At 28.7% G+C, this 15,143-nt stretch carries 14 protein-coding genes; all 14 read left to right on the top strand.

The window, feature by feature from the left end; genetic code table 4:
* The first annotated feature begins 217 nt into the window (after positions 1-217).
* Genes AACL10_RS04660 through ychF form a run of 14 tightly spaced genes read left to right on the top strand, consistent with a single transcriptional unit; the run spans position 218 to position 15,116 of the window.
* The gene (locus AACL10_RS04660) at positions 218-1,255 is read left to right on the top strand and encodes a ribose-phosphate pyrophosphokinase (protein WP_338985054.1); all 1,038 of its coding nucleotides are present in this window, start codon (positions 218-220) and stop codon (positions 1,253-1,255) included.
* A 1-nt stretch (position 1,256) separates the two neighbouring features.
* A complete protein-coding gene (pth, locus tag AACL10_RS04655; RefSeq protein ID WP_338985052.1) occupies positions 1,257-1,817 on the top strand; it encodes an aminoacyl-tRNA hydrolase in 561 nt (186 codons plus the stop codon).
* A gap of 10 nt (positions 1,818-1,827) precedes the next feature.
* Positions 1,828-3,117, top strand: coding sequence for an adenylosuccinate synthase (locus tag AACL10_RS04650; RefSeq protein ID WP_338985050.1), 1,290 nt, complete (start codon positions 1,828-1,830; stop codon positions 3,115-3,117).
* Between the two features lie 14 nt (positions 3,118-3,131).
* On the top strand, positions 3,132-4,436 hold the full coding sequence (gene purB, locus AACL10_RS04645; protein ID WP_338985047.1) for an adenylosuccinate lyase: 1,305 nt from the start codon (positions 3,132-3,134) through the stop codon (positions 4,434-4,436).
* Positions 4,429-4,941: a phosphoribosyltransferase gene (locus AACL10_RS04640; protein WP_338985044.1), complete on the top strand. Its 513-nt coding sequence runs from the start codon at positions 4,429-4,431 to the stop codon at positions 4,939-4,941. The genes purB and AACL10_RS04640 overlap by 8 nt, the downstream gene beginning before the upstream one ends.
* A 2-nt stretch (positions 4,942-4,943) precedes the next feature.
* Positions 4,944-6,458 carry a methionine--tRNA ligase gene (gene metG / locus AACL10_RS04635; RefSeq protein WP_338985042.1) on the top strand — a complete coding sequence of 505 codons (1,515 nt, stop codon included), beginning with the start codon at positions 4,944-4,946 and terminating at the stop codon, positions 6,456-6,458.
* Positions 6,459-6,475: 17 nt separating this feature from the next.
* Positions 6,476-8,353: a tRNA uridine-5-carboxymethylaminomethyl(34) synthesis enzyme MnmG gene (mnmG, locus tag AACL10_RS04630; protein ID WP_422398125.1), complete on the top strand. Its 1,878-nt coding sequence runs from the start codon at positions 6,476-6,478 to the stop codon at positions 8,351-8,353.
* Positions 8,354-8,357: 4 nt separating this feature from the next.
* Complete coding sequence (locus tag AACL10_RS04625) at positions 8,358-9,884, top strand: APC family permease (protein WP_338985038.1); 1,527 nt, start codon at positions 8,358-8,360, stop codon at positions 9,882-9,884.
* Positions 9,862-11,433, top strand: coding sequence for an APC family permease (locus AACL10_RS04620; RefSeq protein ID WP_338985036.1), 1,572 nt, complete (start codon positions 9,862-9,864; stop codon positions 11,431-11,433). The genes AACL10_RS04625 and AACL10_RS04620 overlap by 23 nt, the downstream gene beginning before the upstream one ends.
* Positions 11,434-11,473: 40 nt before the next feature.
* A complete protein-coding gene (rsmG, locus tag AACL10_RS04615) occupies positions 11,474-12,169 on the top strand; it encodes a 16S rRNA (guanine(527)-N(7))-methyltransferase RsmG (protein ID WP_338985034.1) in 696 nt (231 codons plus the stop codon).
* Between the two features lie 40 nt (positions 12,170-12,209).
* A complete protein-coding gene (locus AACL10_RS04610; RefSeq protein ID WP_338985032.1) occupies positions 12,210-12,983 on the top strand; it encodes an AAA family ATPase in 774 nt (257 codons plus the stop codon).
* Positions 12,970-13,842, top strand: coding sequence for a ParB/RepB/Spo0J family partition protein (locus AACL10_RS04605; RefSeq protein WP_338985030.1), 873 nt, complete (start codon positions 12,970-12,972; stop codon positions 13,840-13,842). The genes AACL10_RS04610 and AACL10_RS04605 overlap by 14 nt, the downstream gene beginning before the upstream one ends.
* Complete coding sequence (locus AACL10_RS04600; RefSeq protein ID WP_338985028.1) at positions 13,832-14,017, top strand: DUF951 domain-containing protein; 186 nt, start codon at positions 13,832-13,834, stop codon at positions 14,015-14,017. Before AACL10_RS04605 ends, AACL10_RS04600 begins: the two co-directional genes overlap by 11 nt.
* Before the next feature lies 1 nt (position 14,018).
* Entirely contained in the window at positions 14,019-15,116 is a 1,098-nt protein-coding gene (ychF, locus tag AACL10_RS04595; RefSeq protein WP_338985026.1) for a redox-regulated ATPase YchF, read from the top strand.
* Positions 15,117-15,143: the final 27 nt, after the last annotated feature.

The following is a 15,143-nucleotide window of genomic DNA, read 5'->3' as shown; positions in this document are numbered from 1 at the left end:
TATTTTAAAAAAATTCCCTAATTTTGCCTTAATATTTGAATTTTTATTGCATTTTTTAAAGTTTATTAAAAAAAACATTGCCTAGAAGGCCTAAACTTTCTTTTTTTGTCTTGTACTTACTCAAGAATAGCTCTCAGATTTAATGTTTTTTTTAATTTGGCAAATGAATATAAGGAGCTCTAAAAATTTGATATTATATTAGAGGAGACTTATATTTATGAACAAAAAAGACATTATGATTTTTGGTTTAACATCAAACCAAAGTTTAACTAAAAAAGTTTGTGAAATCTTAGGAGTTGAGGAATCACAAGCTAAAACATCTAAATTTTTAGATGGTGAAATGATTGTTCAATCTCTTGACTCAGTTAGGGGTCAAGAAATTTACATTATTCAATCAACAAATCAACCAGTTAATGATAACCTGATGGAATTATTAATAGCTGTTGATGCTTTCAAAAGAGCTAGCGCTGCAAAAATAAATGTAGTTATACCTTATTTTGGATATGCTCGTCAAGACAGAAAAGCAAAAGGAAGACAACCAATTACTTCAAGATTAGTTGCAAACCTAATTGAAACTGCTGGAGTTCACAGAGTTATTACTGTTGATCTTCACTCTGCACAAATAATGGGATTCTTTAATATCCCAATTGATAACTTTTCTACAGCACAAATTGTTGCTTCAGAAATTATTGATACAATAGTGGCTGAAAAATTAGACCCAGAGCAATGTCTGTTAGTTTCACCAGATCACGGTGGATTAACAAGGGTTCATGGTGTTGCAAAATATACAGGAAACATTACTAATGGTATTGCTGTTATTGCAAAAAGAAGACCAGAACCAAATAAAGCGGAAGTTGAATTCATTCTTGGTGATGTAAAAGATAAAACATGTTTCATTATCGATGACATGATTGATACTGGTGGAACAATAATAAAAGGAGCTCAAGCTTTAAAAGAACAAGGAGCTAAAGAAATTTATATTATTGCTTGTCATGGTTTATTTAATGGAGAAGCTGTTTCAAAAATGGAATCAGTTATAAATGATGGAACTGTAAAACAAGTTGTTGTTACAGATACAATCCAAATACCGGAAGAAAGAAAATTCAAAAACTTAAAAATCATCTCTGTAGCTAAATTACTTGCTAGAATGATTCAAAGTTCTTATGAAGAGTCATCTCTTACAGGTGTTTACAATGATGAACAAAATGACATTGTAAAAAGAGTTGAAGAATATACAAAAGGATTCAAAAAATAGTATGCCAAAACTAATTGTAGGTTTGGGAAATCCTGGTTCTAATTATACAACTACAAGACACAATGCAGGTTTTATAGCAATTGATGTATTGCTAGAAAAATACGGTGTTCAAAAAGAAACAGAGGACTTTAAGTCACAAATATTTTTTTCTAATATTAAGGGTGAAAAAGTTTTATTTGTGAAGCCTCAAACTTTTATGAATCTTTCAGGTGAAGCTGTTATATCAATAATGAACTATTACAAAATTGATATAAAAGATCTGATAGTTATCTATGATGATAAAGATTTAGATATAGCAAATTTAAGATTCAGAGATAACGGAAGTGCTGGTGGGCACAACGGTATAAAAAATATTATAAGTCACTTAAAAACTGAAAAATTTAATAGGTTGAAAATAGGTATAGGCGCACCTAATCAATATAAAATCGTTGATTGAGTGTTATCAAAAATGAGTTCAGAAGAAATAAATTTAATAAAAGAAAATTTATCAAAGATTTCAGGATTTGTTGAAGAATTTATTTTAGAAGAAGATCTAAAAAAAATTATGAACAAATATAATTAAGGAGAAAAAAATGCAAAAATATAATTCATTAGTTGTTGTTGGTTCTCAATGAGGAGATGAAGGAAAAGGTAAGATGACTGACTACTTTGCTCAAAGAGCAGATGTGGTTGTTAGATTTGCTGGTGGAGATAATGCAGGACACGTTATTAATTTCAATGGTCAAAAGCATAAAGTTACAATAATACCATCAGGAATTTTTAATAAAAAAGTTACAAACATAATTGCAAATGGATGTGTTGTTAATTTAATTAACCTTGTTAAAGAATTTGAAATAATAAAACAAAGTGGAGTGGATTATGGAAACCTATTGATATCTGATAGAGTTCAACTTATTCTTCCATATCATATAAAAATTGATGAGGCTCAAGAAGAGGCTCGTGGAGTTAATAAGATTGGTACAACAAAAAGAGGTATTGGTCCAACTTATCAAGATAAAGTTTCTAGACTGGGAATAAGATTAGGAGAACTAGAAGACGATAACTTTAAAGAAAGATTTAAAGAAGTTTTTGATTATCAAATGAAGTTTTTAAAAAACATGTTTGATATAGAAGCTTTAGACTTTGAAAAAACTTATAACGAATTATTGGAAGCTTATAATCAAATAAAAGACAAAGTTATAGATACTGATATTTTTATTGAATCAGCAATTAAAGACGGAAAAAAAGTATTATTTGAAGGAGCGCAAGGAGCTCTTTTAGATATAGATCATGGAACTTATCCATATGTTACAAGTTCAAACACTTCAGCTAATAATGCATCAGTTGGTAGTGGAATAGGACATAAGTTAATTGACTCAACAATGGGTGTTGTAAAAGCTTACTCAACAAGAGTTGGAGCTGGTGCCTTCCCAACAGAATTGGTTAATGAAATTGGAGACGGAATTAGAGAACGTGGACATGAATATGGTTCAAACACAAAAAGACCAAGAAGAGTTGGGTGATTAGATGCTGTTGCTCTTAAGCACGCAATAAGAACATCAGGAATCGATTCTATTTTTATAACTCTTCTAGATGTTTTATCTGGAGTTGATGAAATAAAAATATGTGTTAGATATGAACTAGATGGAAAAGAAATCATAAGTGTTCCAAGTACAAATCAAAAATATGAAAAATGTAAACCAATTTACATGTCAAACCCAGGATGAAAAGAAGATATTACTAATGTAAAATCTTTTGACCAATTACCTGATGCTGCAAGAAACTACTTAAAAATGATTGAAAAAATTTGTGAAGTTCAAATAGCTGGTTTCTCAGTAGGACCTGACAGAGAACAAACAATATTACTTGAAAATATATTCTAGTGGAGGTGAAATAAATGATAGAGCGTTATTCAATAAAAGAGATTGAAAAAATCTGAGCAGATGAAAACAAATTAGACATATGATTAGATGTTGAAAAAGAAGTTGTTAATGCATGAGTTGAATTAGGTGTTGTTCCTTCTCAAGAAGCAAAAACTATTTCTCAAAAAGCAAAAGTTGACATTAACAGAATGCTTGAGATTGAACAAGAAACTAAACATGACGTTGTAGCATTTACTAGAATGATTTCTGAAACATTAGGGTCAGAAAAAAAATGAATTCACCTTGGTTTAACTTCTACAGATATAGTTGACACAGCACAAAACAAAATGATTCAACAATCAAATGAGATTTTGGAAAGTGTATTAATTCAGTTAAAAGAAGTTTTAAAACAAAAAGCTAATGAGACTAAAGAAATAATCATAATGGGAAGAACTCACGGGATGTATGGAGAACCAACATCTCTAGGTTTAAAATTCTTATTATGATTTGATGAAATAAACAGACAAATTGAAAGATTTGAATTAGCAAGAAAACAAATAGAGGTTGCTAAAATTTCTGGTTCAATGGGTAACTATGCAAATTTAGAAATTGAAGTGGAAGAGTATGTTGCAAAAGCAATGAATTTAAACTTAGATAACATTTCAACTCAAGTTACACAAAGAGATAGACACGCATTTTTAATATCTGTCATTGCAAATATTGCATCTACTTTAGAAAAAATCTCAACAGAAATTAGACACTTTCAAAGAAGTGAGGTTCAAGAAATTTGTGAAGGATTTGGAAAAGGACAAAAAGGTTCTAGTTCAATGCCGCACAAAAAGAATCCAATAAGTTCAGAAAACATTTGTGGTCTTTCAAGATATGCAAGATCATTTGTGAATACCGCATTTGAAAACAACGTTTTATGACACGAAAGAGATATATCTCATAGTTCAAATGAAAGACTAGTTTTTCCTGATATTTATAATATAATTATATATGTATCAAAGAGAATGACTTCTACTATAAATGACTTGGTAATTAATAAAGATAAAATAGAATTACATATTAATGAGCAAAAAGGTATATTCTTTAGCCAAAGAATACTTACTCATATTTTAATGAATTATGAATTTTCTAGAGAGGAAGTTTATGACTTCATTCAAAAGTGCACTTTAGAGTGTCAAAACACAAAAAGAGAATTTAAAGATGTTTTAGTTGAAAATGGAATAATGAATTTCATTAAGGACCAAAAAGAATTAGAAGATCTTTTTGATATTAATTTCTTTATAAGAAATGTAGACAAAATGTTTAGAAGGGTGATGAATAATCATGGATAATCAAAAATTAGTGACTTTAATAACAGAAGAGGAAATCAAAGCAGCTTTAACTAAAGCTGGAACAGATTTGGGTAAAACTTATGAGGGTCAACAACTTACAATTGTGGCCGATCTTTCAAGCTCTTTCATTTTCATAGCAGACTTAATTAGAGAGTTACCAATCGATGTAACAATTCAATTCGTAACAACTCCAAGTGAAACAGAAGATTTATTAATAGATCTTGGTTTAAAACATACTTTAAAAGAAAAAAACGTTTTAATAGTAAATGACGTTTTAAATAAAGGGAACAGATTAAAAAGACTTTATAATCTTGTTCAAAAAGAAGAGCCAGCAAATGTTCAAATTTTAAATTTAATTGAAAAAAACATTAAAGATAGAAGTGTTGAATTAGAAAGCACATCATTATTTAAACTAGAAGATGTATTCATAGTTGGTTATGGTTTAACTTACAAAGAAAGTTACAGAGGACTAAAGGGAATTTATAGTCTTTCGGTAGAAGAATAATCATGAAAAAAACATTTTATGTAACAACACCTATTTATTATCCTAGTGGAAACTTACATATAGGGCATGCATATACAACTACTCTTGCAGATGTTGTGTCGAGATATAAAAAAGAAAACGGATATGAAGTTTTCTTTTTAACTGGTTCAGATGAACACGGACAAAAAATTGAACAAAAAGCTCAAGAAAATAATTTGGCTCCAAAAGAATATGTTGATGGAATTGTAAAAGGTTTCTTAGACTTATGAAATTTATTAGATATTAAATATGATCGATTCATTAGAACAACTGATGAAGATCATATTTTTGGTGTTAAAGAGATATTTAGTGAACTTTTAGAAAAAGATTTAATTTATCCATCAACTTACAAAGGTAAGTATTGCATAAGTTGTGAAGAGTTTTTAACTGTTGAACAAATGGATGAAACATTTCATCATAACGTTTGTGGAAAAGAAACTGTAGATTTTGAAGAAGAAACTTATATGCTAAGAGTTTCACAATTTCAAAAATACTTACAAGATTTATTTGCAACAAACTTTTTAGAACCAGAAGCTAGAAAAAAAGAAATGTTAAATAATTTTATTAATAACGACTTAGAAGATTTATCTGTAACAAGAGTATCTTTTAATTGAGGAATTCAAATTAAAGAAAATCCTAAACACGTTATCTATGTTTGGTTAGATGCGCTTTCAAATTATATAACTGCACTTGGTTTTAAATCACAAGATGATAGTTTATTAAAAAAATTCTGAAGCGAAGAAACAGAAGTTTTACAAATTATTGGAAAAGAAATAACAAGGTTTCATTCAATCTATTGACCTGTAATGTTACATTCACTTGGATTGAAAGCGCCAAACAAATTATTGTCACATGGTTGAATTTTAAGTGGAGATAAAAAAATGTCAAAATCAATTGGAAACGTTTTAGACCCGGTTGAAATTATTAACACTTACTCAAGTGACGCTTTAAGATTTTATATAATAAATAATTTACCAACAGACAAAGATGGAAGTTTCACAAATGAACTTTTCATAGAGTCATTTAACAATAACTTAGCAAATAATGTTGGTAACTTAATTTCAAGAGTTTCAAATATGATCATAAAATATTTTGAAGGACAACTTCCTGAAAAAGATATTTCAAATCATTGATTGGTTCAAAAAGGTTTTGAAACAATTGAAGAATATAAAAAGTTAATGGATGTTTACAACATGTCTGAAGCAACTCAAGTTGTTTTAAAATTAGGACAAGAGTGCAATAAGTTTATTGAAGATTCAAAACCTTGAGCTCTAGAAAAAGAAGGTAAGACTGAAGAGCTTTTAGAAGTTCTATCTGTATTGCAAAAAAATATTGTAATAATTTCATATTTACTAAAACCAATATTAGTAAAATCATATCCAAGTATGATTAAACAAATGGGATTGAACCCAGATGAAATTAATTTTGAAAATATCAAAAGTGATTTCAACTATGAAAAAATAATTGATAAGTTAGTTTTATTTGAAAGAATAAAATAAATTTTTAGAACGGAGGCGTGCATATGCAAGCGGATATAGTTGTAGTCGGAGCAGGCCACGCCGGAGTAGAGGCAGCGCTTGCTTCTGCAAGATTAGGTAAAAAAACTATTCTTGTAAATTTATATAAAGATAAAATTGCAACAATGCCATGTAATCCATCTGTAGGGGGACCTGCAAAAGGAATTGTTGTTAGAGAAATAGATTCACTTGGTGGTGAAATGGGTAAAGCTGCTGATGCAACTGCATTACAGATGAAACTTTTAAACTCATCAAGAGGTCCTGGTATATGAGCGCTTAGAGCTCAATCTGATAAAATTGAATATTCTAAATATATGCAAAGAGTTGTTGAAGAGCAAGAAAACTTAGAGTTATATGTTGGAGTTGTTAAAGATATTTCTTTAGACAATAACAATAAAGTTAAATCAGTAATCTTAGAAGATGGTACTGAAATAGTTTGTGAAGCAGTAGTTTTAACAACAGGAACTTATTTATCTTCTTTAATTTATAGAGGAGAAGAAAAATACGAAGGTGGTCCTAATGATGAAATGACAACAAAGTCATTGAGCCAAACTTTAATTAATTTAGGTTTAAAAACTTTCAGATTTAAAACAGGAACTCCACCAAGAGTTAAAATGGATTCTATAGATTTATCTAAAGCTATAGTTGAACCCGGAACAAACGAAGACTTAGCATTTTCTTTTTCAACAAAAGAATTTATTCCTTTCGAGAAACAAGAAGTTTGTTATTTGATTCACTCAACGCCAGAAACAAAAAAAATAATTGAAGATAACTTACACAAGTCTGCAATGTACTCTGGTCAAATTGAATCGGTTGGTCCAAGATACTGTCCAAGTTTTGAAGATAAGATTGTGAGATTTAACACAAAAGAAACCCACCAAATATTTTTAGAATCAGAATCAAAATCACTTGATACATTTTATGTGCAAGGGTTTTCAACTTCAATGCCAATTGATGTACAAGATCAAATGTTAAGAAGTTTACCTGGTTTTGAAAATGTTATAGTCGATAAATGAGCTTATGCAATTGAATATGATTGTGTCGATCCTCAACAATTAAAATTATCTTTAGAATTAAAATTAATTGAGAATTTATTTTTAGCTGGACAAATTAATGGAACAAGTGGTTATGAAGAAGCCGCTGGTCAAGGATTGATAGCTGGAATAAATGCTGTTAGAAAAATTGACAACAAAGAATCTTTAGTTTTAAAAAGAAATGAATCATACATCGGAGTTATGATTGACGACTTAATCAATAAAGGTGTTATTGAACCTTACAGACTTTTAACAAGTAGAGCAGAAAATAGATTAACTTTAAGAAATGATAACTCGGAAATGAGATTACGAAAATATGGTTATGAAGTGGGATTGATTTCTGAAGAACAATGAAAAGTTCATCAAGAATTTGAAAAAGAAATATTTGATAAAATAGAACTTTTAAAAGAAATCAGATTCAGTCCAAAAACTGATTTAGCAATTGAGTTAAAAGAAAAAGAACAAGCAATATTAAATCAAGGATTTAGTGCTTATGAAATTTTAAAACAACCGAAGGTAGATATTAATATCTTTAAAAAATATATTAAAGAGTTAAATGATTTATCAAAACAACAACTTCAAACTTTGTTGATCTTAATAAGATTTGAAGGTTACATAAAAAAAGAAAACGAAACTATTGAAAAATTTATTAAATTAGAAAAGAAACAAATTCCAAAAGATATAGATTATTCAAAAGTTGAAAACATTGCTGTAGAAGCAAGACAAAAATTCGAAAGAGTTAGACCAGACTCTATTGGACAAGCATCAAGAATAACTGGAGTAAACCCAGCAGATATTCAAATGTTGCTTTTCCATTTAAAGAAAAAATATAACGAGGTATAAAAACATGGTTAAGGTAAATAAAAAAAATAAAACCAAGAATAAAATTTATGAATTCCTTTCTGTGTTTTCAATGACATTTGGTATTGTTGTTGGTAGTGGAATATATTTAAAAAATGCTGGAGCTAATGGTGTGCTTGCCAAAGCTGGCGGCAACCCTTATCTTGCAATAGCTATTTGAACTTTGATGGCAGTATTTTGTTGCATGATGATGCTTGCCTTTATTGAAATATCTACATCCACTAAAAAAGGAGAGCACAATACTCTTACAGCTTGAGCTGGAAGGTTTGTTGGAAGAAGATATGGCTCTCTTGTAACTATACTTTATGCATTGATTTATTTACCTGTATTAATAATTATTGGAGCTTTATTTACAACAAGTAGCTTCTTTCAATCCCTTGAGATAATTGCTGGAAAAGAATTTATGAGCAGTGAAACTAGAGTTACAATTGAAATTTTCATTGCAGCAATCATGCTTATGCTTTTTCAAGTTATGAATACATACACATCTAAACCAGGAAAAATATTACAAACAGCATTATCTTTTTTAAAGTTTGTACCTTTGATAACTGTTTTGATTGCTGGAATAACATTCTTTGCTATGGGAAAAGACAACTCATTCACAGAAGAAATTAAGCCTATCAAGATAAATAACATATTTATGACTATGGTTCCAATAATGTTTGCCTTTGATGGTTTTCTTGACTCTGCTGCAATACAAAAAGATTGTGAGCATAAAGAAGTGGTTGCTCCAGCAATGATGACTGGAATAGTTGCTGTTTCAATTTTCTACATAATAATAACTGTAGCTATTTTTATGGGTGCCAAAGACGGAAATATTTTAGAGATATTTAAAGATTATCCAAAGGCACACTTTGCTTTCAATCTTGTTATTACAATAACTTTATTAACTATGGTTAATGCTTACAGTGTAATTTATCCACTTGTTATAAGAGCTTCTATAGAAGAAAAATTTATTTATTCAAAAAATGGAACAGAACTTTCAAAAATAAAATCAAGTTGAATAGCAATAGCGATTGTTGCGGCTTTCTTTATAGTTTTTGTAACTACCGGATTATTGTTTAAAAATGATTATTTAGAAACAGCTTATTTATCATCTGATTCAACCATAATAATTGTTTATCTTTTGGATATTCCAATCATTATTCAAATGTTAAGAAACAGAAAAACCAAAAAGGTAGAAACCAGAAAAGTAAAAGGTGCTTACTTTGCTGGTGTATTCTCATCAAGTATGTTGATCTTTGTCCTAGCACTTATACATTACTATAATCTTGTTGACCCATTTATTCAAAAAGAAGATATAACTGTACCAATAATGTGATTTGGATTTATAATATTATTAGCAATTGCTTGAGTTATAAATGAAGCAATTATTTCTAAACATAATATAGAAACAAATGATTTCTATTTAAGATTAAATCCAAAAAACTGATTCAAATATGACAAACAAAAATGTTTAAAAGAATTTAAAGAGAAAGGAATAATTAAAAATGATAAAAGTAAACAAAGCTAATAGAGCTAAAAATAAAACATTTGAATTTTTAACTATCTTTTCAATGGTTTTTGGAGTTGTTGTTGGTGGAGGAATCTATTTAAAAAATAAAAACGAGGTTGGTGGAGTTTTATGAGAGGCTGGAGGAAATCCATACCTGGCTTTGGCTGTTTGGGTTTTCATAGGCGTTCTTTGTTCTTTAATGATGCTAACCTTTATTGAAGCTGCATCTTCAAAAACTAAGTCAGGACATTCTACTGCACAAAGTTGAGCAAATACATTTGTGAACAGAAGAACTGCATCATTATTTTCAATCATGTATGTGTGTATGTATTTACCTATTCTTACAAGTATTGGTGCTTTATTTATAGTTACAACATTTTTTGGTGGAATAGAAGCTTTCACTGGAAATAATTTTGTAGACTCAATGGGTAAAGAAGGCTTTATGGCAATGAAAATAGCAATATCAACAATTATTTTGATAGGATTTTCATTAATGAATACATATACTTCAAAACCAAGTAAATTAATACAAAGTATTTTAACATTCGTTAAATTTATTCCTTTGTTATGTGTTGTTATTGGAAGTTTTGCAATTTTTATTCAAAATCCAAATGGGACAAACTCATTTAATCCTAGCGAAGAATGATCAAAACCAAGTTTTAACTTATTTTTCGCAACTGCCGTACCAATTTTGTTTGCATTTGATGGATTCATTTACGCAGCTACTTTACAAAAAGATTGTGAACATAAGGAAGTTGTTGCTCCAACTATGTTAAGTGCAATAATTGCTGTAACAATATTCTACATTTTAATTACTATTGGTATCTTCTTTGGTTCTGATAACGGAGACATATTTAAATTTTTTGATAAATTATTTGAAAAAAATCCATGGGTTTCACTGTTATTTAAAATAATAATCACTTGTACACTGTTTACGGTCGTTAATGGTTATACAACTTTAATGCCTAAAACAGTTCAATCTGCTGTTGAAGAAGGTTTCATATTTAATAAATCAAAAAACTCAGAAATAAGTATAGTTAAATCTGGTTACATAGCTATGTCAATTACTTTAACTGTTCATGTTTTATTCTTAATAGTTTCAATTGCTATTGGAGAGATTAAACCTAATGGAGAAATCGATTATTCATTAGTTGCAGACTTGGCATCAAGCACTACTGTTATATTTGCTTTTATAGCTTACTTGATAATAATGATTGGTGTATTGCACAACAGAAGAACGAATAAAGTAGAAGTTAGAAAAGTTAAAGGTGGATTTGTGATAGGTATCATAACAACCATAATTGTAAGTATAGTTGTGGGATATATTTGTTATGTTTTCTTGATCGATAGATTTTTACCAGGAAAAGGTCAAAATATAATTGATCCACTACTTCTAATTGGTTTCTCAGTTATTATATTTGTGGCTTGAGTTATTAATGAATGTTTGATATCAAAAAATGACATTGATAAAAACGATTTCATATTAAGAATTAACCCAAAAAACTGATTTAAGTATAATAAAGAATTAGAAATTCAAAAATTTAAAAGCAAAAGTAATGTAAAATAAAAAAGGCGCAAGCTTTTTTTATTTTTTATATGGAGGTATTATGAATTGAGATAGATTTAATGATTTAAAAATTGAACTTAATGAAGAACAAAAAGAAAATCTAATTAAATACAAAAATATTCTTCAAGAAGAAAATAAGATTCATAATCTTACAGCTATTACTGAAGATCAAGAAATTATAGATAAACATTTTTATGACTCATTAATTTTCACAAATGAGTTTGATCCAAAAGGATTATCAATATTAGATATTGGTACAGGAGCTGGCTTTCCTGGTTTGGTGTTAAAAATAATGTTTCCTACTTCAAAGATTTATTTAGTAGAATCAAATGGGAAAAAAATAAATTTCTTAAACAAAGTTATAAAAGAACTTAATTTAAAAGATGTTTGAACTCTAAATGTTAGAGCTGAAGAATATAGTTTAGAAAATAAGGAAAAGTTTGATGTGATAATTTCAAGAGCTATGGCACCATTAAATATTCTTTTAGAAGTTGGTATTCAAGCACTTAAAGTAAATGGTACATTCATTTGTTTAAAAGCGAAAAATGTTAACAATGAAATAAAAGAACTTAACGGTCAAGAGAAAAAAATAGGACTATCATTAAATAATAGACAAGAGTTACAAGATGATATACTTGGTGAAAGAAATAATCTCTTTTATATAAAAGATAATGAAACTCCTAAAGAATATCCAAGACTTTATAGTCAAATAAGAAAAAGACCATTAGGAAAATAGCATATATTTAAGATATAATAATCATTATGAGAGGTAATTTATGGCAAAAGTAATTTCAGTTTCAAATCAAAAAGGTGGTGTTGGTAAAACAACTACATCAGTAAATTTAGCTTGTGGTTTAGCATTAGCAAATAAAAAAGTATTACTTATGGATATGGATCCACAATTCAACGCAACAACAGGTGTTGGTTTTGAGATAGATAGCAACACATTAAGTATGTACCATGTTTTTGTTGGTGAAAAAGAACTATCAGAAGTAATAATAAAAGACATTAAACCAAACATCGATTTAGCTCCAAGTTCAATCGACGTTGCTGCAGTAGACTTAATTTTATTAGAACAAAAAACAAATAATCAAAATGTTTTAAGAGATGAAATTAAAAAAATAACAGATAATTATGATTTTATAATAATAGATTGTCCACCAAGTTTAGGTTTAATAAACAGAAATGGATTAGCAATTTCAGACACAGTATTAATACCGATTCAAGCAGAGCACTACGCTATGCACGGGGTTGCTCAATTATTAAGAACAATTAAAAAAGTAAAAGAGACATTAAACCCAGAATTAACTATTGAAGGTGTTCTTGTGACAATGTTTGATTCACGTACTAGATTGGCTCACGATGTTTTAGAAGAAATCATGAAAACATTTGGACCAAAAGTTTATAAATCAGTTATTCCAAGAAATATTAAAATTTCTGAATCTTCAATGGAAGGTAAATCAATTTATGAATATGATAAAAATGGAGCAGGTTCAACTGCTTACATTGAATTTGTAAAAGAGGTGCTAAAAGAAAATGGCCAAAACTAAAGGAAAGTATAATTTCAAAGGACTAGATGATATCTTTGGTGAATCAGTTTCAGACATAATTGGTGTTATTGAAAATGATAAAGACAAAGCTAACAACAGCAAAACTATGGTTGATGTTAACTTACTAATTCCAAACCCATACCAACCTAGAAAAACTTTTGAAGACGAAGAATTAAATGAATTAGCAGAATCAATTAAACTTCATGGAATAATCCAACCAGTAATTATTAATAATAAAAATGAAATAATTGCAGGTGAAAGAAGAACTAGAGCTGCTAAGATTGCTGGATTAAAACAAATACCTGCAATTGTTTTAGAATTAACATCAAGTCAAATGGAAGAGTTTGCTATTATTGAAAATATTCAAAGAGTAGATCTTCTTGATATTGAAGAAGCTGTTGCTTATAAACAATTGGCAACAAACTTAAAATTGAAACAAGAAGAAATTGCTTCAAGAGTTGGTAAATCAAGATCGCATGTCGCAAACATTATGAGACTTTTAAACTTACCTCAAAAAGTTCAAGATGCTATGTTGCAAAGAAAAATAACAATGGGACAAGCAAAACCATTATTATCAATTGTTAATAATGAAAACCTATTGGATTCAATATTTAAACAAATAATTGAAAAGGATTTAACAGCAAGAGAAGTTGAACAACTTATTAAAGGTAACAATATCTCAAGTTCAGAAAAACAATCTTCAGTAAAAAAACCATCAGTTGTTTATATGGAAAACAAAATGATGAGAAGACTTGGAACTAAAGTTACTATTGATAATGGTAAACTCACAATTAGATATTCAAATGATGATGACTTAAACAGAGTATTGGAATTATTAGGATTAACAGATGACGATTAATATTGGAGACAAAATATATTTAAAAAAGAGTCACCCTAGTAAAACAGATTTTTGAACAGTTTTAAGAACAGGGACAATATATAAATTACAATCTAACATTGATAAGAATTTAATTATTGAATTCAGTAAAGAAAATCTTATTAAAAATATTAAAAAAATAGAAAGCGAAAAATAATATGGGATTACAAGTAGGAATCGTAGGACTGCCAAACGTTGGTAAGTCTACTTTATTTAATGCAATAACAAATTCAAAAGTTGAAGCAGCAAACTATCCATTTGCAACTATAGAACCAAACGTTGGTGTAGTTGAAGTGCCTGACTCAAGATTAGATAAATTGGCAAACATATTTAGTTCTAAAAAAACTATATACACTACAATCGAATTTGTAGATATTGCCGGATTAATTGCAGGAGCAAGTAAAGGTGAAGGGTTAGGAAACGCTTTCTTAGCTAATATTAGAGAAACAGATGCTATATGTGAAGTTATCAGATGTTTTGATTCAAAAGAAATTACTCACGTTGAAGGTAGTGTTGATTCAATAAGAGATATTGAAATAATAGAATTAGAATTAATATTGGCAGACGAAGCTAGTGTTAAAAAAAGAATTGCTAAAGTTGAACCAAAATTTAAATCTGGAAAAGATAAAGATACAGTATTTGAATATAACTTACTAAAAAGATTAGAAGCACAATTAGCTGATGGTAAATTATTGAATAAGTTAGAGTTCGATGAAGAAGAAAAAATAGCTATTAAGTCTTTCCAATTATTAACAACAAAACAATTTATTTATGTTGCAAACGTTGGAGAAGATGAAGTTAGAGAAGATAACAAATATGTTCAATTAGTTAAAGAACATGGAGCATCATGTAATTCACCAGTTGTTAAAATATCTGCAAAGATAGAAGAAGAACTAAGTGAATTAGATAAAGATGACAAACAAGTTTTCTTAGAAGAAGCTGGTATTGAAACTTCTGGTTTGGAACAATTAATAAGAGCTGCTTATTCAACACTTGGTCTTAAAACTTATTTCACTTGTGGGCCACAAGAAGCAAGAGGATGACAATTTAAAGAAGGTTCAACAGCACCTCAATGTGCTGGAATAATTCATACAGATTTTGAAAAAGGATTTATAAAAGCTGATGTTTATAAATGTGAAGATATCTTTGAATTAGGAGATGAACAAGCTTTAAAAAATAGTGGAAAAATAAAACTTGAGGGAAAAAACTACATCGTCCAAGATGGAGATGTTTGTTTCTTTAAATTTAATAGATAAAAAAAGAATGATTTACTAACTTAATTA

The sequence above is a fragment of the Spiroplasma endosymbiont of Diplazon laetatorius genome, from assembly GCF_964019625.1.
In the GTDB taxonomy this organism is placed as follows: Bacteria; Bacillota_I; Bacilli_A; order Mycoplasmatales; family Mycoplasmataceae; genus Spiroplasma_A.
The sequence above is the reverse complement of the archived record's forward strand: the minus strand, read 5'-3'. Positions and strand labels throughout refer to the sequence as shown.